Genomic DNA, 20,028 nt, shown 5'->3' with positions numbered 1-20,028 from the left:
GAACCGGACAATGATCGAACCGCACAGGCTGGCAGCGCTCCTGCTCGCAACCGTTCCCATGGCCTGGCCGGCACTGGCCGCCGCGCAGACATCACCGCGCAGCGCGTCGGGTGCCTATGACGCCAAGGACTGGAAGACCTGCGCACGCCTCTACGGCGAGCAGGCCGAGCGCACGCCGCCGGTGCGTGGCGCCGCCTACGACGCGGCCTGCTGCCTGGCCCTGGCCGGCGACGTCGAAGGCGCCTTCGCCCGCCTGCAGCGGACGCCTTCGGAGCAACTGCCCGAGGCTCTTGCCGATGATCCCGACCTGGCCGCGTTGCATGGCGATCCGCGCTGGCAGGCCCTGCTCGTTCGCTACCGTGCCGACAACGAGGCGTCGGCCACGAACCTCGACACCGCGCTGCTCGAGGAGCTGACGCGGCGCGTGGACCGCGACCAGGAGGTGCGCAACCGCTCTTTCCAGGGTCCGCAAGGTGAACTCGCCATCCAGGAAGCGATGGCCGTGGACCGCGACAACACCGCCTGGCTGAAGCGCTACCTGGAAGAGCACGGCTGGCCGCCCCATGCCAAGGTTGGCCGCAAGGGCAGTCAAGGCTTCTGGTTGCTGGCCCAGCATGCCGATGCCGACCCGCGCTTCCAGGAGCAGGTGCTTGAAATGCTGGGCGACGCGGTCGCACGCGGCGAAGCCTCAGGCGTGCATCTGGCCTACCTCAGCGACCGGGTGCGACTGGCGCAGGGCCGGCCGCAACGCTACGGCACCCAGTTCGAACGGGTCGACGGCACGCTGCGGCCACGACCAATCGAGGATGCGGACACCGTCGATGCGCGCCGCGCCGCACTGGGCATGGAGACCCTGGACGAATACGCCGCGCGCATGGAAGACGCCTACGCCGCCGACAGCCAGGATTGAGGGAGCGGGCGCCGATGCAGCGGCGCGGTGCGGGGGCGCCGCCGGACTGCCTCGCGCAGTCGTCGCGTGTCCAGCCGGAGGGAGGCTGGAAGGCCTGCGAGCCGGATCGATTCAGAACCCCAGCCAAGTCCGCAGCGGGTGCGCCGGGTCGGCCAGCAGGCGCAGCGCCAGCAGGACCGACACGCTCACCAGCAGCGGCTTGATGATCCGCGCGCCCTGCTTCATGGCCAGGCGCGAGCCCAGTTGCGCGCCGAGGAACTGGCCGGCGCCCATCGCCAGCCCGACCTTCCACAGCACCGCGCCGGCGGCCAGGAACACCGCGAACGCGCCGACGTTGGAGCCGAAGTTGAGGAACTTGGTGTGGGCGGTGGCCTTGAGGATGCCGAAGCCGGCCAGGCCGACGAAGCCCAGCATCAGGAACGAACCGGTCCCCGGACCGAACACGCCGTCGTAGAAGCCGATCGCCGGCACGAAGGTCAGCCCGAACAGGCGCGGGCCGATGCGGCGATGGCGCTCCACCGCACCGATGTCCGGCTTGAACGCGAAGTACACGGCGATGCCCAGCAGCAGCAGCGGCAGCACCGCGCGCAGCCAGCCCACCGGCATCGCCGTGGCCAGCAGCGCGCCGAGCACCGCGCCGGCCGCGGCGGCGAGCACCATCGGCCATTGCGCGGACAGGTCCACGTGGCCGTGGCGGGCGTAGGCCCAACTGGCCGAGCCGGCGCCGAACAGCGATTGCAGCTTGTTGGTGCCCAGTGCCTGCAGCGGCGGGATCCCGGCCAGCAGCATGGCCGGGATGGTGACCATGCCGCCGCCGCCGGCGATGGCATCGATGAAGCCGGCCAGAAGGCCGGCGAGGAACAGCAGCAGCAGGACCTGCAGGGCGAGTTCGGGCACGGGGAAGCAGCGGTTGCGGGAGGCGGCCGATGGTGGCCCGCCGCCGCCGGGAAGGAAAGCGGCATCGGCCGTGTCCGGCGGGCCTACATGTCCAGGCCCAGCAGCAGCGGGTCGTGGTCGGAGCTGCGCCAGGGGCCGGGCACGTTGCGCCCGGCGTAGCCGGCGTCGTCCGGTTCGTCGGCGTTGACGTGCCAGTGCGCCGCGCCGCGCAGGGCCGGGGCCAGCGCCGGGCTCAGCAGGGCGTGGTCGAGGCGGCCGCTCAGGCCGTCGTAGACGTAGCTGTGCGGGGACTCCACGCCGGCGGCGGCGAAGGCATCGGCCCAGCCGCCCTGCTCGCGCAGCCAGCGCAGCGGGTCTTCCATCGCGTAGGCGTTGAAGTCGCCCAGCAGGACGATGCGCGCGCGCCCGCGTCCCAGGGGCGAGGCGCGCAGCCAGTCGTGCAGGCGCCGTGCCGAGTCCAGGCGCAGCGCGTTCCAGCAGCCCTGGCCATCGCCCTGGTCGGCGTCCGCGCCGGAAGCCTCGCCGCAGCCCTTGGACTTGAAGTGGTTGGCGACCACCACCAGCGGTACCCGGCCGCCCTTGCGCACGAAGGCCTGCGCCAGCGGCACCCGGCTGCGCTCGCCGAACGGCCCGCCCGTCAGGGTGGCCGGCCGGCCGCGCGCGGCTACCCGTTCGTCGCGATAGATCAGGCCGACGCGGATGCTGTCCGGGCCGGGGCCATGCCCGGCATCGACGAAGCGCCAGCGCGCACCGTCGGCGTTCAGCGCGTCCACCAGTTGGGCGATGCTCGAGTCCGGGCCGTAGCCGTCGTTCTCCAGTTCCATCAGCGCGGCGATGTCCGGGTCCAGCGCCCGGATCGTGGCGACCAGCTTGGCCATCTGCGCGGCCAGCGCCTGCGCCGTGCGTGCGCCGCGCGCGGTGGGGAAGCCGCCGCCGCGGCCGTCGCCGTTGAACAGGTTCTCCAGGTTGAGGGCCGCCACCTTGAGGGTGCCGGACACGCGGGGCGGGTCCGGCCGCGGCGCCGGCCGCAATGGCAGCGGCGCGGTGAGCTGCAGCCGCCAGCCGCCATGGCGCCACGCGACGATGCCTTCGGCGCCGACCGCCACGGTACCCACGCGCGGCGTGGGATGGCCCGCCAGGTAGGCGGCGGGCCCGGGGTCGCGCTGCTGGCTGCCGTCGTCCAGGGCCAGCCGCCGATGCGCGTTGTCCGCCGCCAGGCGCGCGTGTTCCGCGCTGCCCGGCCGCGCCCGCTCGCCGGGCTGCCACAGGCGGCCGCCGAAGCTGGCGGCCAATTCACCGAAGCGCTCCAGCGCGTGGCTGCCGGTGATGGTCAGCGGCGCCTGGACGCGCACGAGCATGCCTTCCAGCGCCGTCCAGTCCTCCGGCGGCGCGTCGATCGGCCGGGGAACGGGCATCGCACCGGGCCGGCAGGCCTCGATCGCCGTGGCCTGGATCGCGGTCGGGCCACGGCCGCCGGACGGCGGTTCGGCCACGCGGCCGCGCACCCGGCAGCGCGCGCCGATGGCGAAGCCGGGCGGCGGCATTCCCGTGTCCGTGCCGGTGGCGACGAACACGCCGTCGGACGTGCGCGGGTCGCCGTCGCCGTCGTCCTGCAGGTAGAAGCCGCCCAGGCCGGCGCGGAAGTCGGCGGTGACCGTGCCTTCGACGGCCACCTGCCGGCCCTGCAGCGGGCTGGACGGGCCGTGGCCCTGCACGCGGCCCACGGCCAGGGTGGCCGTCTCCGCGTGCGCGCCGGCCAGCGGCAGCGCCGCGTACAGCAGGGCGATCCAGGCGGCGGAACGGGCGGGGCGTGGGGAATGGCGCATGGCGGAGGTCTCCGAACGCCGGGCCGCAAACGCAGACGCCGCCCGGAGGCGGCGTCTGTGGCGTGGCGGGTACCGGCCTACTTGAGGTTGTCCAGCATCCAGTCGACCGTGGCGTGGACCTGTTCCTCGGTCAGCGCCGGGTTGCCGCCCTTGGGCGGCATGATCCCGCCGTCGGCGCCGGTGAAGCCCTCGACGGCGTGTCGGTACAAGGTGTCCTTGCCCTGGGCGATGCGCGCGCTCCAGTCGCCGCGGACCAGGGTCGGGGCCAGGCCCACGCCGTTGGTGTGGCAGGCGCCGCAGAGGTTCTGGTAGATCACCGAGCCGTCGGTGGTGCCGCCATAGGCGACCTGGGACGCGGCCTTGGCCACTGCCGCCGCCGCGGCCGCCGCCTGCGCCGCGGCGCCGGTGGAGCCGGCGTAGACCGCGCCGGTGGGGGCGATGCGCGCGGCGGTCCGCGCCGCGGCGGTGGGCGAGACCTCGGGCGGGACGCGGCCGTGGAGGTAGATGGCCAGCAGGATCAGGCCCAGCGTGACCACGCTCAGAAAGCCGATCACCATCGAGAACCGCTTCAGGAATTCAAGATCGTAATTGCGCACATCGCATCCTATGGCAGGTGGCCCGGCCGGCCACAGCTACCGCCAATTATAGAGAGGGAGGCGCCGGCTCCGGAAGGGCGCCGGGCCATGGCGGAGCCGGCGCGCGCCCTGCGTTGCGCGCGCGCAACCGGCAATGGCGGCGTCCGCAGTGGGATTCGCCGGCGGAAGAGGCGCGGCGGTGGCGGGATATCTTCCCGCCGCAATCGCCTGCTGCGCCGCAACAGGATGCTGCCCGCGGCGGGCGTCGCCGTCCTTCCCTCCCCGCCGCTGCGCGATGCTCCTATCCGCCGTTTCCCGTGCTGGTGCGATGCCTGGCCCTCGGTACCGGCCGCCGCCGGCCCGGCGCGCCGCCCGGCGCGATTGACAGCGCTGCCATTTGGCCCGAGCCTCTGCCCGGCACCCGATCCTCGACCTACCGTCGAGGACCGGCCGGTCGCTGCGGGCGGCCGCATATCTATCGATGAAAGCGGAGGGGAACATCTTGAGCAGCAAGTTTGTCGGCGCACGCGCGCCCGGAGTCCGTATCGCCACCACCTTGGCCGGTGCGCTGGTCCTGGCCTTGCTGGCCGCCTGCGGCAAGCCCGACGCCGTCGCCGAGGGCGCCGCCGACGCGGCGCCCTCGGCCAACGACGGCAGCATCCACCCGGAACTGTGGCCGCAGCCGGAATGGCCGTTCCCGGCCGACCCGGCGCTGGAGCAGAAGGTCGACGACCTGCTGGCGAGCATGACCCTGGAAGAGAAGGTTGGCCAGATCATCCAGGGCGACATCGCCAGCATCACTCCCGACGACGTGCGCAAGTACCGCCTCGGCTCGATCCTGGCCGGCGGCAGCTCCGACCCGGGCGGCAAGTACAACGCCACCCCGGCCGAATGGCTGGCCGTGTCCGACGCGTTCTGGGAAGCCTCGATGGACACCTCCGGCGGCGGCAAGCCCATCCCGATCATCTGGGGCATCGACGCGATGCATGGCCAGAGCAACGTGGTCGGCGCCACCCTGTTCCCGCACAACGTCGGCCTGGGCGCCACCCGCAACGTGGAGCTGCAGCGCAGGATCGGCGAGATCACCGCGCTGGAGACCCGTACCACCGGCATGGAGTGGACGTTCGCGCCGACCGTGGCGGTGCCGCAGGACGTGCGCTGGGGCCGCGCCTACGAAGGCTATTCGGAGAACCCGCAACTGGTGGCCGAGTTCGCCGCGGCGATGGTCGAGGGCCTGCAGGGCAAGGCCGGCTCGCCGGAATTCCTGGACGACCACCACGTGATGGTGTCGGTCAAGCATTTCCTCGGCGACGGCGGCACCGCCAACGGCAAGGACCAGGGCGACACCCAGGCCAGCGAGGCCGAGCTGCGCGACATCCACGCCGCCGGCTACGTGACCGCCATCGCGGCCGGCGCGCAGTCGGTGATGGCCTCGTTCAACAGCTTCCACGGCACCAAGCTGCACGGCCACAAGGCGCTGCTGACCGACGTGCTGAAGGAGCGCATGAACTTCGGCGGCTTCGTGGTCGGCGACTGGAACGGCCATGGCCAGGTGCCGGGCTGCACCAACGACGACTGCCCCGCCACCTTCGTCGCCGGCCTGGACATGGCGATGGCCTCCGATAGCTGGAAGGGCATGTACGAGACCGCCCTGGCCGCGGCCAAGGACGGCACCTTGTCGATGGAGCGCCTGGACGATGCGGTGCGCCGCATCCTGCGGGTCAAGTTCCGGATGGGCCTGTTCGACGCGCCCAAGCCGTCGCAGCGCGCGCTGGGCGCCAAGTTCGAGCTGCTCGGCGCGCCCGAGCACCGCGAGGTTGCCCGCCAGGCGGTGCGCGAGTCGCTGGTGTTGCTGAAGAACCAGAACGCGCTGCTGCCGCTGCACGCGAACCAGCGCGTGCTGGTCGCCGGCGACGGCGCCGACAACGTCGGCAAGCAGGCCGGCGGCTGGACCCTGAACTGGCAGGGCACCGGCACCACCCGCGCCGACTTCCCCAACGCCGACACCATCTGGGAAGGCGTGGCGCGCGCGGTCGAGGCCGCCGGCGGCCAGGCGGAACTGGCGCTGGACGGCCGCTACAAGGCCAAGCCCGACGTGGCCGTGGTGGTGTTCGGCGAGGAGCCCTACGCCGAGTTCCAGGGCGACATCGCCAACCAGTTGTACAAGCCCGGCAACGACACCGACCTGGAGCTGATCCAGCGCCTGAAGGCCGACGGCATCCCGGTGGTGGCGGTGTTCATTACCGGCCGCCCGCTGTGGATGAACCGCGAGATCAACGCCTCCGACGCGTTCGTGGTGGCCTGGCTGCCGGGTTCGGAGGGCGCGGGCGTGGCCGACGTGCTGCTGCGCAAGCCCGACGGCAGCGTCGACCACGACTTCAAGGGCAAGCTCAGCTTCTCCTGGCCGCGCACGGCGATCGAATCCAATGTCCGCGCGCCGGGCTACCAGCCGCTGTTCGCCTACGGCCACGGGCTGACCTACGCCGACAAGGGCGACCTGGAGCCGCTGTCGGAGGAGTCCGGCATCGAGGGCCTGCAGGCCGCGCCGGGGGTGTACTTCGCCAACGCCATGCTCGCCCCGGGCCTGAGCATGCGCCTGGAGAACGCGCAGCACCACGCCGCGCAGGTCACCACCGTGCCCACCGGACTGCACGACAAGAGCCTGGTGGTGACCGCGATCGACCACCAGCGCCAGGAGGATGCGCGCCAGTTCGCCTGGTCCGGCGATTCGGCGGCCAGCGTGACGATCTTCGCCGAGCCGGCGCAGGAGCTGTCGCGCGAGACCAACGGCGACCTGCTGCTGATCCTGACCCTGCGCCCGGACGCGGTGCCGGCCAGCGGCCAGATCGGCATCAGCGCCGGCGCCAGCGCGCCGCTGCCGCTGCGCGAGACCCTGGCCGCGCTGCCGGCCGGGCAGTGGACCACGCTGGGCGTGCCGCTGAAGTGCTTCGCCGTCGCCGGCGCGGACGTGGAGGCCCTGGACGTGCTGGCCAGGCTGCAAAGCGATTCGGCGGCGACGCTGTCGCTTTCGCGGGTGGCCGTGGGCGCGGTCAACGAGGCCGAGCGGATCCTGGACTGCCCGACCGCGAAGTAATTGCGGCCGGTACGCGGCGGCCGATGGCTTGGATGCCATCGGCCGCCGTTTTTTTTTGGATCCTTCCGCGCGGGCTTGGTCCGTGGGGAGGCCGGAATGCCTGCGTGCGAGGCGATACGAGGCTGCGCAAAAGCATGCTGCGACGCAGCGCGCCGGCCGGGTCCGCGCGGTTCTCCGACACCGGGCGCCGCGTGATGGCGGCGTCGGCGCGAAAAGTGTGCGCGAATACGCGGTTTGCGGTTGACAAGGCTGCGGCGGCAACATAAGACAGCGCTGTCAAAATGCCTGAAGGGGGTTGCGGCAGCAGGGCCGGCACGGGTTGGGGAACCCATTGCCGGCCGCTGCAGGGGGAGGGGGTCGGGCCGGTCGCCGGAGGGGAGCGATCGGTTTCGCGTTCGCGTCGCTGCACGCCAGCCATGCGCCCGGCTCTCTCCCCCATGCCGCCCATCGGCATCGTCCACGAGGCGGCCGCCCAGCGGCCGCCTTGCGTCATTGGGGAACCTGAGGAGTCGACCGAGTGAAACTTGCCACGTTGGACATCGTGATCGTGCTCGCCTACCTGGCCGGCATCTTCATCCTGGCGCAGTGGGTGTCGCGCGAGAAGGCCGGGCACCAGAAGTCGGCCAGCGACTATTTCCTGGCCAGCAAGTCGCTGCCGTGGTGGGCCATCGGCGCCTCGCTGATCGCGGCCAACATCTCGGCCGAGCAGATCATCGGCATGTCCGGTTCCGGCTACGCGCTGGGCCTGGCCATCGCCTCCTACGAGTGGATGGCCGCGGCCACGCTGCTGCTGGTGGGCAAGTTCTTCCTGCCGATCTTCCTGCGCAACGGCATCTACACCATGCCGCAGTTCCTGGAGGAACGGTACGGCACCCGCATCCGCACCCTGATGGCGGTGTTCTGGCTGGGCCTGTACGTGTTCGTGAACCTGACCTCGATCATGTGGCTGGGCTCCATCGCCGTGGCCCAGGTCACCGGCATGGACCAGATGACCGCGCTGGTGCTGCTGGGCGTGTTCGCCCTGGCCTACCAGTTGTACGGCGGGCTGAAGGCGGTGGCGCTGACCGACATCGTGCAGGTGACGCTGCTGGTGATGGGCGGCCTGCTGGTCACCGGGATCACCCTGGGCCAGCTCGGCGGCGGCGACGTCCTCGCCGGCTTCTCGAGGCTGTGGAGCGAGCACCCGGGCCACTTCGAGATGATCCTCAGCAAGGACAACCCGTTCTACAAGGACCTGCCGGGCATCAGCGTGCTGATCGGCGGCATGTGGATCATGAACGTCAGCTACTGGGGCTTCAACCAGTACATCATCCAGCGCGCGCTGGCGGCCAAGGACATCCGCGAGGCGCAGAAGGGCGTGGTGTTCGCCGCGTTCCTGAAGCTGCTGATGCCGCTGGTGGTGGTGGTGCCGGGCATCGCGGCGGTGATGCTGGCACCGGGCCTGGACAAGCCGGACGAGGCCTACCCGACGATGATGCGGCTGTTGCCCACCGGCATCCTGGGCCTGGTGTTCGCCGCGCTGGTGGCCGCGATCGTGGCTTCGCTGGCGTCGAAGATCAATTCGGTGGCCACCATCTTCACCCTGGACTTCTACGCCAAGTCCAAGAAGCAGCACAGCCAGGCGCACCTGGTGCGCGTGGGCCGCATCGCCGCGGCCGTCTCGGTGCTGCTGGCGGCGCTGACCGCCCGCCCGCTGCTGGGCAGCTTCGACCAGGCGTTCCAGTACATCCAGGAATACACCGGCTTCTTCACCCCGGGCATCGTGGTGATCTTCGTGCTGGGCCTGTTCTGGAAGCGCGCCAACGAGGCCGGCGCGCTGGCCGCGGCGGTCGGCTCGTTCGCGCTGTCGGTGCTGCTGAAGATGGCCTGGCCGTCGCTGCCGTTCATCGACCGCGTGGGCCTGGTGTTCCTGCTGGCGCTGGCGCTGGGCCTGGTGGTGTCGCTGGCCACGCGCCCGCAGCAGGCCGGCAGCGACCTGATCCGCACCGACGACGTGGACTACTCGACCTCGGCCGGCTTCAACGTCGGCGCGCTGGGCGTGGTGGGGATCCTCGTCGCGCTGTACGCGGTGTTCTGGTAATCGGGCGGTCGGACATGCGGCCCGGACGGCGCGTGCCGCGCCGGGCCCGCCCCCCGGGAGGGCGTGTGCAGATGCGGGTGAGGATCGAGGACGTGGCCGCCGCGGCCGGCGTATCGATGAAGACGGTGTCGCGCGTGCTCAACCACGAGCCGGGCGTGCGCCAGAGCACGCGCGCGCGGGTGATGGAGACGGTGGTCGCGCTGGACTACCGCCCCGACCCGTCCGCGCGCAGCCTGGCGGGCAACCGCTCGTACCTGGTGGCGCTGCTGTACGACAACCCGTCGCCCAACTACCTGATGGAGATCGTCACCGGCGTGGTGGACGCCTGCGAGCAGCACCACTACGGCATGGTCATGCAGCCGGTCGCCTTCCACGACCCCGGCCTGGCCGACACGATCGAGTCGCTGGTCAACGCCTCGCGCCTGGACGGGCTGATCCTGACCCCGCCGCTGACCGACAGCCAGGCGCTGCTGGACCGGCTGGACGAGCGCGGGGTGCCGTTCTCGTGCATCTCGCCGCGCCACCCCCAGGGGCGCATCGGGGTCACCCTGGACGAGCACGAGGCGGTGTGCGAACTGCTCGCCCAGCTCATCGGCCTGGGCCACCGCCGCATCGGCCACGTGCGCGGCCACCCCGACCACGGCGCCAGCGAATGGCGCATGGCCGGCTACCGCAGCGCGCTGCGCCGCGCCGGCCTGCGCTACGACCCCGCGCTGGTGGTCGACGGCGAGTTCTCGTTCGACTCGGGCCTGGCCGCCGGGTTCCGGCTGCTGGACCTGCCCTCGCGCCCGACCGCGATCTTCGCCGCCAACGACGACATGGCCGCCGGGGTCATGCGCGCGGCGGCCGAGCGCGGCCTGCGCGTGCCGGACGACCTGTCGGTGTGCGGCTTCGACAACACCCCCATCTCCCAGCAGATGTTCCCGCGGCTGACCACGGTGCAGCAGCCCACCCGCGACATGGGCCAGGTGGCGACCATGCAACTGCTCGGGACCATCCGCGACCGCGGCGCCGGGCGCATGGTGAAGATGCCCTATGCGCTGCAGGGGCGGCAGTCGACCGGGCCGGCACCGGCGGAGAAGTGACCGGGCCCGGCCTCTCCGTCTCCAATGCATCGCCCATTCCAGCGGGCCGGCTCGCCGGCGACCGCGATGGCCGACGGGCCTCCGGCAGGCGGTTTCCCATGGCGGCCGCCGGCGAGCCGGCTTTTGCGCACGGGGCAGGGGCGCATGCCGCTCAGGCGGCGTCGGCGCGCGGCGCCCTCCGCGATGGGTCCTCCCATGCGTGCAGCAGCTCGGCCTCGCGCGCCTTGGCCTGGCGCAGGTGCGCCTCCTTGACGTGGCCGAAGCCGCGGATGTGCTCGGGGATGCCGGCGATTTCCGCAGCCAGCGCGGCATTGCCGCCGTCCAGCCCGGGCAGCAGCCGCTCGACGGTGGCGAAGTAGTCCTCCACCAGGCGCCGCTCCATGCGCCGCTCGGCGGTGCGCCCGAACGGGTCCAGGGCGGTGCCGCGCAGGAAGCGCAGCCTGGCCAGCCACTTGAACGCGGTGAACATCCACGGGCCGTACTCGCGCTTGAGCGGGTGGCCCTGTGCGTCCTTCTTCGCCAGCAGCGGCGGCGCCAGGTGGAAGCGCAGGGTGTAGTCGCCCTCGAACTGCTGCTGCAGGCGCCGCCGGAACTCGCCGCGGGTGTACAGCCGCGCGACCTCGTACTCGTCCTTGTAGGCCATCAGCTTGAACGCGTAGCGCGCCACCGCTTCGGTCAGCGCGGTGGAACCGGGCGCCTTGAGGTGCTCGGCGGCGCGCGCCTTCGCCACCAGCTCCGCATAGCGGCGCGCATAGGCCGCGTCCTGGTAGTCGGCGAGGAACCGCTCGCGGCGGGCGACGAGTTCGTCCAGGCTGCGGGACAGGCGCAGGTCGTCCAGCGGCAGCGCGGCGATCTCGCCGGTCGCGGTGTCCAGCGGCGACGCCGGGGACGGGGCGTCGGCGATGCCGGCATGGCCGCCGCGCTCGGGCAGGCCGCGCCACTCGCGCTCGGTGCGCGCCGGGCGCGGGGCGCTGGTGCTGCCCCACTCGCTGCCTTCCCAGTCGCCCGGCGGCAACTGGCGCAGGCCGTCGGGCGCGCGCTCCTCGGCGGTGGCCGGGTTGCGCACCAGGCCGGCGGCCGTGGCCACCGCCTGCGGGTCCACCGCCGACAGCCGGCCCCAGGCGAAGGCCTGGCGGTTCATCTCCACCGCCGCGCCGTTGAGTTCGATGGCGCGCATCAGCGCGTGCAGGGACACCGGCACCAGGCCCAGTTGCCAGGCATGGCCGAGCATGAACAGGTTGCTGGCGATGGCGTCGCCCAGCAGCGCGGTGGCCAACTGGGTGGCGTCGAGCAGCCGCGGCGTCCGCCCACCCAGGGCCAGGCCGACGCCGGCGACGATGTCGGCGGCGGGGAAGTGCAGGTCCGGGCGCATGGTGAAGGTGCCGGGCATCGCCTCGTAGGTGTTGAGCACCACCTCCGAGCGCCCGGCCCGCACCTTGGACAGCGACCAGTAGTCGTTGACCACCACCATGTCGCAGCCCAGCACCAGGTCGGCCTCGCCCGCGGCGATGCGCACGGCGTGGATGTCCTCCGGCGTGCGCGCCAGGCGGACGTGGGTGGTCACCGCGCCGCCTTTCTGTGCCAGGCCGGTCTGGTCCAGCACCGTGGCGCCCTTGCCCTCCAGGTGCCCGGCCATGCCCAGCAGGGCGCCGATGGTGACCACGCCGGTGCCGCCCACGCCGGTGATGAGGATGTTCCAGGGACGGTCCAGGCCCGTGCGCGGCACCGGCTCGGGCAGGTTCTCCAGCAGCGCCGCGGCCGGCGCCGTGCGGCCCTTGCGCGGCCGCCCGCCGTGCACGGTGACGAAGCTGGGGCAGAAGCCGGACACGCAGGAATAGTCCTTGTTGCAGTTGGACTGGTCGATCTCGCGCTTGCGCCCGAACTCGGTTTCCCGGGGCAGCACGGACACGCAGAAGCTCTTCTGCCCGCAGTCGCCGCAGCCCTCGCACACCAGCGTATTGACCATCACCCGCTTGGCCGGGTCCTCCAGCTTGCCGCGCTTGCGCCGGCGCCGCTTCTCGGTGGCGCAGGTCTGGTCGTAGATCAGGATCGAGACGCCCTTCACCTCGCGCAGGCGCTTCTGCACCGCATCCAGTTCGGCGCGGTCGTGGAACTCCACCCCGGCCGGGAACAGTTCGCGCTTGCGCCACTTGCCGATCTCGTCGCTGACCACGACGATCGTGCCGATGCCTTCGGCGCGCATCTGCCAGGCGATATCCGGCACGGAGAGCGGGCCGTCCACCGGCTGGCCGCCGGTCATCGCCACCGCGTCGTTGTAGAGGATTTTGTAGGTGATGTTGACCTTCGCCGCCACGGCCTGGCGGATGGCCAGCGAGCCGCTGTGGAAGTAGGTGCCGTCGCCCAGGTTCTGGAACACGTGCGCGGTGTCGGTGAACGGCGCCTGCCCGGCCCAGGTGACGCCCTCGCCGCCCATGTGGGTGAAGGTGTCGGTGGCCCGGTCCATCCAGGTGACCATGTAGTGGCAGCCGATCCCGGCCAGCGCGCGCGAGCCCTCGGGCACCGCGGTGGAGGTGTTGTGCGGGCAGCCGGAGCAGTAGTGCGGCACGCGCGGGAAGTCGGCGCGCGGCAGCGACATCTCCGCTTCCTTCTGCTCCATCCAGCGCAGCCGCTGCTCGATCGACTCGGTGCCGATCGAGCTCGATTGAAGCAGGCGCTGGATGCGCCTGCCGATCACCCCGGCGATGGTGGCCGGGGTCAGCTCGCCGGTGGACGGCAGGATCCACTCGCCGGCCTCGTCGTACTTGCCGACGATGCTCGGGCGCCGGCCCCCGTCGGCCGGCCAGTTGTAGAACTGCTCCTTCATCTGCCGCTCGATGAAGGCGCGCTTCTCCTCCACCACCACGATGTCGTCCAGGCCGCGGGCGAACGCGGCGATGCCCTGCGGCTCCAGCGGCCAGGTCATGCCGACCTTGTACACGCGGATGCCGATGTCGCGGCAGGCGCGCTCGTCCAGGCCCAGGTATTCCAGCGCCTGCAGCACGTCCAGGTAGCTCTTGCCGGTGGTCACGATGCCCAGCCGCGCGTGCGGCGCGTCCATCACCACCTTGTCGATGCCGTTGGCGCGGGCGAAGGCCTGGGCCGCGCCGACCGCGTAGCGGTGCAGGCGCATCTCCTGGTCCAGCGGCGGGTCGGGCCAGCGGATGCCGAGCCCGCCCGGCGGCAGCTCGAAGTCCTCGGGCAGCACGATCCGGCGCGCGAACGGGTCCACCTCCACCGAGGCGGAGGATTCCACCGTCTCGGCGATGGTCTTGAAGCCGATCCAGCGGCCGGTGTAGCGGCTCATCGCCCAGCCGACCAGGCCCAGGTCGAGGATGTCCTGCACCCCGGCCGGGTTGAGCACCGGCATCATCGCGCTGACGAACTCGTCCTCGCTGCCGTGCGGCAGGGTCGAGCTGCGGCAGGCATGGTCGTCGGCGGCCAGCGCCAGCACCCCGCCGTGCTTCCAGGTGCCGGCGGCGTTGCCGTGCTTGAACACGTCGCCGCAGCGGTCCACGCCCGGGCCCTTGCCGTACCACATGGCGTAGACGCCCTCGACCCGGGCGCCGGGGAACAGGTTGGTCTGCTGCGTGCCCCAGACCATGGTCGCGCCCAGATCCTCGTTCAGGCCGGGCTGGAAGCGCACCTTCGCCGCGTCCAGGTGCTTGCGCGCGCGCCACAGTTCCAGGTCGAAGCCACCCAGCGGGCTGCCGCGGTAGCCGCTGACGAAGCCGGCGGTGTCCAGCCCGGCCGCGGCGTCGCGCAGGCGCTGCATCAGCGGCAGCCGCACCAGCGCCTGCACGCCGCTGAGGTAGATGCGGCCGTCGCAGCGGGTATAGCGGTGTTCCAGGGTGTAGTCGCGGTCGAACGTGTCCAGGCCGGGCGTGTTCGCGGAGGCGGGCGAGGTCAGTTCGGCGGTGCTGGTCATGGCTGGCCTTGGCGCTGGCGGGACCGGGCCGGAACCCGGCACGGCATGATACAGCGGGCCTCGCGCACCGCCCCGTGAGCGCGGTGCGCGAAGTCGGCTGCGGCGTCGCGGCGAACGGCGGCGCGCGGGGCATGCCGCCGGGTCTGCGTCATGCGCGGGGATGGAACGTGCTGCGCGCTGTGTGACGGACGTGCCTGCGCGTCTTCGGTCGGCCTGTTCCCGGTGGACGCCGCCGCACGGCGCGGCGCACCTGTCCGTGCCCGCCATCCGTGCCGCGCGCCGCGTCAGTCCGCCGGCACCGTGCGCGCGGCCGCCCATTCGCGCAGCGCCGCCACCTGCTCGGCCATCAGCACCGACAGCGGGCGGGTGCCGCGGATCTCGGCCATGAGCACGTCGGTGTCCAGCGCGCGCTGCTCGGCATGGGCCGCGTACAGGCCGGAAACGATGGCCTGCTCGATCTCGGCGCCGGAAAAGCCGTCGCTGGCCGCCGCCAGCGCGGGCAGGGCGAACGCCTCCGCGTCCAGCCCGCGTCCGCCCAGGTGGAGGCGCAGCAACTCCACCCGGGTGTCCGGGGCGGGCAGGTCGACGAAGAAGATCTCGTCGAAGCGGCCCTTGCGCAGCAGCTCGGCCGGCAGGTGCCGGACCTGGTTGGCGGTGGCCACCAGGAACACCGGCGCGCGGCGCTCGGCCATCCAGGTGAGCAGGTAGCCGAGCACGCGCCGGGACACGCCGCCGTCGCCGTCGCCCGCATCGGCGGACACGCCCTTCTCGATCTCGTCGATCCACAGCACGCATGGCGCCAACTGCTCGGCCGAGGCCAGCGCGGCGCGCAGGTTCTGCTCGGTCTCGCCATGGTATTTCGCGTACAGGGTGCCGAAGTCCAGCCGCAGCAGCGGCACCCCGAAGCCGCCGGCGATGGCCTTGGCCAGCAGCGACTTGCCGCAGCCCTGCACGCCCAGCAGCAGTACGCCGCGCGGCGGGTCCAGGCCCGGCGGCGGGTTGCCGGCGAAGGCGGCGCGGCGGTGGCCGATCCAGCGCTTCAGCCGCGCCGCGCCGGCCACCTGGGCGAAGCCGGCGGTGTCGTATTCGTAGTGCAGGTGGCCGCTGCGGTTGAGCAGCTCGAACTTCAGCCTGGCCAGTTGCGGCAGGTCCGAGGCGGTGAGCGCGCCGTCGTCGTGGATCAGGCGGCGGGCGATGCGGCGCGCGTCGTGCAGGTCCAGGCCCTGCAGGTGGCGCACGATCTGGCGCACCGCGTCCTCCTCGGCCTCGACCCGGCGGCCGCCGTGCTCGCGGGCATAGGCCACCGCTTCCTCGCGCACCAGCTTGAGCAGGGCGGCCGCGTTCGGCAGGCGCGGGCTGAAGCGCACCGCCAGCGCGTCCAGCTCGGCCGGCAGCTCGACCTTGGCCCCGACCAGCACGATCACGTGCGGCTGGCAGTGGCGGCGCTGGAGGATGTCGCGCAGCAGGCGCTGGTGGCTGGCGTAGCCCAGGTAGGGGTGGAAGTCGAGCAGCAGGTAGATGCCGCGCTGCCCGGCGTCCTGGATCGCGCGCAGCACCGAGCCGGCGTCGGGCGGGCCCTCGGCGGCGTCCTCGCGGTCCAGGTCCAGGCGGCGCAGGCCCTCGGTGATGGTCCAGCGGTGCAGGGCGCGCCAGACCTGCATCAGCGATTGCCGGAACAGTTCCACCACCCGCTCCTCGTCGCGGGTCTCGATCACGATCAGGGGCGCGTTGGCCCGGATCAGGGCGGTCAGGTCCTGCAACTGGCTCATCGGAAGGCGGTACGGCGCGGGGACGGGGCACGATAGCAGCGCGGGCAGGGGCCTTCCTACCGTCTCCACGGGGGGCGGTGTACCCTGCGGGCAGCCGATTGCGGAGGACGGTGGCGCATGAAGACGATTCTGGTGGCCGGCTCCAAGGGCGGCGTGGGCAAGACCACGGTCGCCACTCACTTGGCGGCGCATTCGGCGCTGCAGGGACGGCGCACGGTCCTGGCCGATGCCGACCCCCAGGCCTCGGCCACGCGCTGGGCGCAGCGCCGGGCCGTACTGGACAGCGCGGTGCTGCCGATCGACGCCAGCCGCCGCCGCGCCTGGCGCAGCCGGCTGCCGGACGATACCGACCAGGTGGTGATCGATGCGCCGGCCGGCGCCCTGGCCGACGACCTGGACGCGTTCCTCGGCCTGGCCGACGCGGTGGTGGTGCCGGTCCAGCCCTCGGCGCTGGACATCGAGGCCACCGTCGGCTTCCTCAATACCCTGGCCAAGGTGCCGCGGGTGCACCAGCGCAAGTTGCCGGTAGGCCTGGTGCTGAACCGCGCCAAGCCCTGGACCCACGCCACGCAGCAGGCGCTGGAGATGCTCAAGGGCTGGCCCTACCCGGTGGTGGCGCAACTGCGCGACACCCAGGCCTACGTGGTCCTGGTGGGGCTGGGGCGCAGCCTGTTCGACTACCACTCCGCGCAGGTGCGCGACCACCAGGCCGACTGGGAGCCGTTGTTCAAGTGGCTGGCCCGGGCGTGACGAGCGGAGACGACATGCGCGAGGTGATCCTGCTGCGCCATGCCCACGCCGAACCGGCCTCGCCGGGGCAGGCCGACATCGACCGCCCGCTCTCGCCGCAGGGCCTGGCCGAGGCCGAGGCCGCCGGCCGCTGGCTGGCGGCGCAGGGCCTGCTGCCGGACCGGGTGCTGTGTTCGCCGTCGCGGCGCACGCGGGAGACGCTGGAAGCGGTGCTGGCGGTCACCGGCTACGCCGAGCAGCGGCTGGAGGAGAGCATCTACGAGGCCACGCCGGGCACCCTGATCGGGCTGCTGGAGGCGCAGCAGGAGGTCGAGCGCCTGCTGCTGGTGGGCCACAACCCCGGCATGGAGCGCCTGGTGGCGCTGCTGCACAGCGGCCGCTCGGGCGACTACCGCGGCATGCCCACCGCCGCGGTGGCGGTGCTGGCGCTGCCGGCGCGGGTGGCGATCGAACCGGGCATGGGCCGGCTGACCGCGTTCTGGTGGCCCTAGGGCGCATGCACCGGCGGGCGTGGTGCGGCGGTCTCCTGCTCGGGCTCGGGCTCGGGCAGGCGCTGGCGGCGTCCGCGTCGCCGCCCGTGCACGAGGCGGTGCCGCCCGCGCCGCCGCTGCGGATCGACACCGAGCACAGCCACCTGGGGTTCGAGGTGCGCACCCGCCTGGGGCAGCACCTGGAGGGCGTGTTCCCGGTGTACGACGGCACGGTCGAGGCGCTGCCGGACGGGCGCCACCAGGTGCGCCTGCGCATCGCCACCGCGGCGGCCGAGATCCCCGGACGCGCCCGCTACACCGCCTGGATGCGCGGAGACAGCTTCTTCGACAGCGTGCGCCACCCCTGGATGGAATTCGTCTCCGACCCTTATGTCGCCGCCGGCCTGGCCGACGGCGCCGCGCTGAACGGCCGGCTGACCCTGCGCGGGGTCACCCAGGACGAGGCGCTGCAGGTGGCGCCGTCCGCCTGCCCGCGCCCGGGGCTGGACTGCGCGGTGTGGGTGAGCGGGGACATCCAGCGCAGCCGCTACGGCATGGACGACTGGCGGCTGGTGCTCAGCGACCGGGTGTTGCTGCGCATGCAGGTGCGGTTGAAGGAGAATCCGCCGCCGTGAACCGCCTGTTGCACCGCGTCCTGGCGGCGGCCCTGTCTCTGCCGGTGGCCGCCTGCGCCACCCTCTCGCCCGCCCAGCACGAGCGCGCGGAAGCCATCGCCATGGCCGCGCGCGACACCACGGTGGACTGCGCGCGCGCGGACCATTGCGCCGCGCCCTCGCCGCTGCGCGCGCTGGCCGGGCAGGCCTTCGCCGCTTCCGCGCCCGCCACGCCGCGCCACTACGCGCTGATCCTGGACGAGGGCGGCGAGGCGCTGCTGGCGCGCCTGGACCTGATCCGCGGCGCCACCCGGCGGGTGGACCTGCAGACCTACATCTTCGACAAGGACGACAGCGCGCGGCTGGTGATCGACGAACTGCTGGCCGCGGCCCGCCGCGGGGTGAAGGTGCGGGTGCTGATCGACCAGCTCTCGGCCATCGCCGACCTGCCGATCCTGGCCGCCCTGGGCGGCGCGCACGCCAACCTGGAGCTGCGCATCTACAACCCCACCTTCGGCCTGGCCAAGCCCAACTACCTGCACTACGCGGCCAGCGTGGTGTGCTGCTTCCGCCGCTTCAACCAGCGCATGCACAACAAGCTGCTGGTGGTGGACGACGCGGTCGGCATCGCCGGCGGGCGCAACTACCAGGACGACTATTACGACTGGGACGCGCAGTTCAACTTCCGCGACCGCGACGTGCTGGTGGCGGGCCCGGCGGCGCGCGCGATGGAGCGCAATTTCGCCGAGTACTGGAACGACCGCCGCAGCGTGCCGGTCGAGCGCCTGCGCGACGTGGCCCGGCTGCTGCTGGAACAGGGCGTGCCCGCGTTGCCGCCGGCGCAGCCGCAGCGGCCCGGGCGGGTGGAGCTGATCTCGCGCGCCGCCTCCGACGCCGGCCTGGTGCGCGAGCGCCTGGCCGCGCGCGCGCTGCCGGTGGGCGCGGTGGCCTACCTGGCCGACCTGCCGGAAAAGCACCACGGCGACCCGGGCAGCGAAGGCGCCGGCGCCGCCGGCCTGGCCAGCCTGCTGGCCGGCGCGCGGGAGGAGATCCTGCTGCAGACCCCGTACCTGGTGCTGTCCGACGAGGCGCTGGAGATCTTCCGCGGGCTGCGCGCGCGCGCGCAGCCGCCGCGGGTGGTGGTCTCCACCAACAGCCTGGCGGCCACCGACAACCCGATCGTCTACGCGCTCACCTACAAGTACAAGCGCCGCCACGTGCGCGAGCTGGGCTTCGACCTGTTCGAATACAAGCCGTTTCCGCGCGACCCGCCGGTGGACCCGGCGCTGGGCGCCTGGCAGCCGGGCGCGCCGGGCACCGATCCCGGCCCCACGGTGGCGCGCAGCGAACTGCCCGGCGGCAGCGTGGGCGGCAGCCGCGGTAGCGGCCAGGAGCGCCAGGTGCAGGACAAGCTGCGCACCGAGACCCGGCCCTCGCTGCTGCGCGCCAGCGCGCCGGCCAACCGCCCGGTGCCGGTCACCGGCAGCGGCCCGCGCATGGGCCTGCACGCCAAGTCGATGGTGATCGACCGCCGCATCGCGGTGATCGGCACCCACAACTTCGATCCGCGCAGCGAGACCTACAACACCGAGGCGGCGGTGGTGATCGACGACCCGGCCTTCGCCCGCGCGCTGGCGGCCAGCATCGAGCGCGACATCGCCCCGGGCAACTCCTGGACGGTGGCGCCGCGGGCCAGGCCGCCGGTGTTCTCGGGCCTGAGCTACAGCATGGGCAAGGTGCTGGAGGCCTCGCCGATCCTGGACCTGTGGCCGTGGCGCTACGCCACCAACTACGCCTTCCAGCCCGGGCCGGACTGCCCGCTGCCGCTGCCGCGGCGCGACCCGGACTTCCACCGCTGCTACGTGGCGGTGGGCGATTTCCCCGAAGTGAGCCTGGGGCCGAAGTCGATCTTCACCCGCATGCTGACCGCCTTCGGCGCGGGCCTGGTGCCGATCCTGTAGGCGCCGGCGTGGGGCCGGCCGCCGTCGACACGCGGCGTGGACGCGGCCTCGGTTGCAATGGCGGCATCTTCC

At 72.6% G+C, this 20,028-nt stretch carries 13 protein-coding genes; 8 read left to right on the top strand and 5 right to left on the bottom strand.

Annotated features, from left to right (window positions below):
- Window positions 1–10 precede the first annotated feature (10 nt).
- Window positions 11–910, top strand: a complete 900-nt coding sequence (locus HNR76_RS09930) for a DUF6624 domain-containing protein (RefSeq protein WP_183982215.1) — start codon at window positions 11–13, stop codon at window positions 908–910.
- Between the two features lie 111 nt (window positions 911–1,021).
- Here HNR76_RS09930 and HNR76_RS09925 read toward each other — a convergent pair whose 3' ends face one another.
- From HNR76_RS09925 to HNR76_RS09915, 3 genes are all read right to left on the bottom strand, one after another.
- Window positions 1,022–1,807, bottom strand: a complete 786-nt coding sequence (locus HNR76_RS09925; protein ID WP_162310577.1) for a TSUP family transporter — start codon at window positions 1,805–1,807, stop codon at window positions 1,022–1,024.
- Between the two features lie 83 nt (window positions 1,808–1,890).
- Window positions 1,891–3,633, bottom strand: a complete 1,743-nt coding sequence (locus HNR76_RS09920) for an ExeM/NucH family extracellular endonuclease (protein WP_162310578.1) — start codon at window positions 3,631–3,633, stop codon at window positions 1,891–1,893.
- Window positions 3,634–3,710: 77 nt separating this feature from the next.
- Window positions 3,711–4,229 (bottom strand): c-type cytochrome, encoded by a 519-nt coding sequence (locus HNR76_RS09915; protein ID WP_162310579.1) that lies wholly within the window; start codon window positions 4,227–4,229, stop codon window positions 3,711–3,713.
- A 460-nt stretch (window positions 4,230–4,689) separates the two neighbouring features.
- Between HNR76_RS09915 and HNR76_RS09910 the strand changes: the two genes are divergently transcribed.
- From HNR76_RS09910 to HNR76_RS09900, 3 genes are all read left to right on the top strand, one after another.
- Window positions 4,690–7,302, top strand: coding sequence for a glycoside hydrolase family 3 protein (locus tag HNR76_RS09910; protein ID WP_183982213.1), 2,613 nt, complete (start codon window positions 4,690–4,692; stop codon window positions 7,300–7,302).
- Window positions 7,303–7,819: 517 nt separating this feature from the next.
- A complete protein-coding gene (locus HNR76_RS09905; protein ID WP_162310581.1) occupies window positions 7,820–9,382 on the top strand; it encodes a sodium/sugar symporter in 1,563 nt (520 codons plus the stop codon).
- Between the two features lie 71 nt (window positions 9,383–9,453).
- Window positions 9,454–10,467, top strand: a complete 1,014-nt coding sequence (locus HNR76_RS09900) for a LacI family DNA-binding transcriptional regulator (RefSeq protein ID WP_162310582.1) — start codon at window positions 9,454–9,456, stop codon at window positions 10,465–10,467.
- A 151-nt stretch (window positions 10,468–10,618) separates the two neighbouring features.
- Here HNR76_RS09900 and HNR76_RS09895 read toward each other — a convergent pair whose 3' ends face one another.
- Together HNR76_RS09895 and HNR76_RS09890 are read right to left on the bottom strand one after the other, a co-directional pair.
- The gene (locus tag HNR76_RS09895) at window positions 10,619–14,392 is read right to left on the bottom strand and encodes an indolepyruvate ferredoxin oxidoreductase family protein (RefSeq protein ID WP_162310583.1); all 3,774 of its coding nucleotides are present in this window, start codon (window positions 14,390–14,392) and stop codon (window positions 10,619–10,621) included.
- A gap of 284 nt (window positions 14,393–14,676) precedes the next feature.
- Window positions 14,677–16,161 carry an AAA family ATPase gene (locus HNR76_RS09890; protein ID WP_162310584.1) on the bottom strand — a complete coding sequence of 495 codons (1,485 nt, stop codon included), beginning with the start codon at window positions 16,159–16,161 and terminating at the stop codon, window positions 14,677–14,679.
- A 117-nt stretch (window positions 16,162–16,278) separates the two neighbouring features.
- Between HNR76_RS09890 and HNR76_RS09885 the strand changes: the two genes are divergently transcribed.
- The 4 genes from HNR76_RS09885 to HNR76_RS09870 are packed head-to-tail and all read left to right on the top strand — an operon-like array spanning window position 16,279 to window position 19,956.
- Complete coding sequence (locus HNR76_RS09885) at window positions 16,279–16,911, top strand: ParA family protein (RefSeq protein ID WP_162310585.1); 633 nt, start codon at window positions 16,279–16,281, stop codon at window positions 16,909–16,911.
- Window positions 16,912–16,925: 14 nt separating this feature from the next.
- Window positions 16,926–17,402: a SixA phosphatase family protein gene (locus HNR76_RS09880; protein ID WP_162310586.1), complete on the top strand. Its 477-nt coding sequence runs from the start codon at window positions 16,926–16,928 to the stop codon at window positions 17,400–17,402.
- A 5-nt stretch (window positions 17,403–17,407) separates the two neighbouring features.
- On the top strand, window positions 17,408–18,016 hold the full coding sequence (locus HNR76_RS09875) for a YceI family protein (protein ID WP_162310587.1): 609 nt from the start codon (window positions 17,408–17,410) through the stop codon (window positions 18,014–18,016).
- The gene (locus HNR76_RS09870; protein WP_162310588.1) at window positions 18,013–19,956 is read left to right on the top strand and encodes a phospholipase D family protein; all 1,944 of its coding nucleotides are present in this window, start codon (window positions 18,013–18,015) and stop codon (window positions 19,954–19,956) included. Before HNR76_RS09875 ends, HNR76_RS09870 begins: the two co-directional genes overlap by 4 nt.
- The last annotated feature ends 72 nt before the right edge of the window (window positions 19,957–20,028 follow it).

Source organism: Pseudoxanthomonas broegbernensis (assembly GCF_014202435.1).
GTDB lineage: Bacteria > Pseudomonadota > Gammaproteobacteria > Xanthomonadales > Xanthomonadaceae > Pseudoxanthomonas > Pseudoxanthomonas broegbernensis.
This window is presented reverse-complemented; position numbering and strand designations above follow the sequence as displayed.

Excerpts from the sequence above, each read along its gene's own strand:
- HNR76_RS09930 (WP_183982215.1), top strand. The coding sequence starts at position 11 with ATGATCGAACCGCACAGGCTGGCAGCGCTCCTGCTCGCAACCGTTCCC.
- HNR76_RS09920 (WP_162310578.1), bottom strand. The coding sequence starts at position 3,633 with ATGCGCCATTCCCCACGCCCCGCCCGTTCCGCCGCCTGGATCGCCCTG.
- HNR76_RS09910 (WP_183982213.1), top strand. The coding sequence starts at position 4,690 with ATGAAAGCGGAGGGGAACATCTTGAGCAGCAAGTTTGTCGGCGCACGC.
- HNR76_RS09900 (WP_162310582.1), top strand. The coding sequence starts at position 9,454 with ATGCGGGTGAGGATCGAGGACGTGGCCGCCGCGGCCGGCGTATCGATG.
- HNR76_RS09895 (WP_162310583.1), bottom strand. The coding sequence starts at position 14,392 with ATGACCAGCACCGCCGAACTGACCTCGCCCGCCTCCGCGAACACGCCC.
- HNR76_RS09890 (WP_162310584.1), bottom strand. The coding sequence starts at position 16,161 with ATGAGCCAGTTGCAGGACCTGACCGCCCTGATCCGGGCCAACGCGCCC.
- HNR76_RS09885 (WP_162310585.1), top strand. The coding sequence starts at position 16,279 with ATGAAGACGATTCTGGTGGCCGGCTCCAAGGGCGGCGTGGGCAAGACC.
- HNR76_RS09880 (WP_162310586.1), top strand. The coding sequence starts at position 16,926 with ATGCGCGAGGTGATCCTGCTGCGCCATGCCCACGCCGAACCGGCCTCG.
- HNR76_RS09875 (WP_162310587.1), top strand. The coding sequence starts at position 17,408 with ATGCACCGGCGGGCGTGGTGCGGCGGTCTCCTGCTCGGGCTCGGGCTC.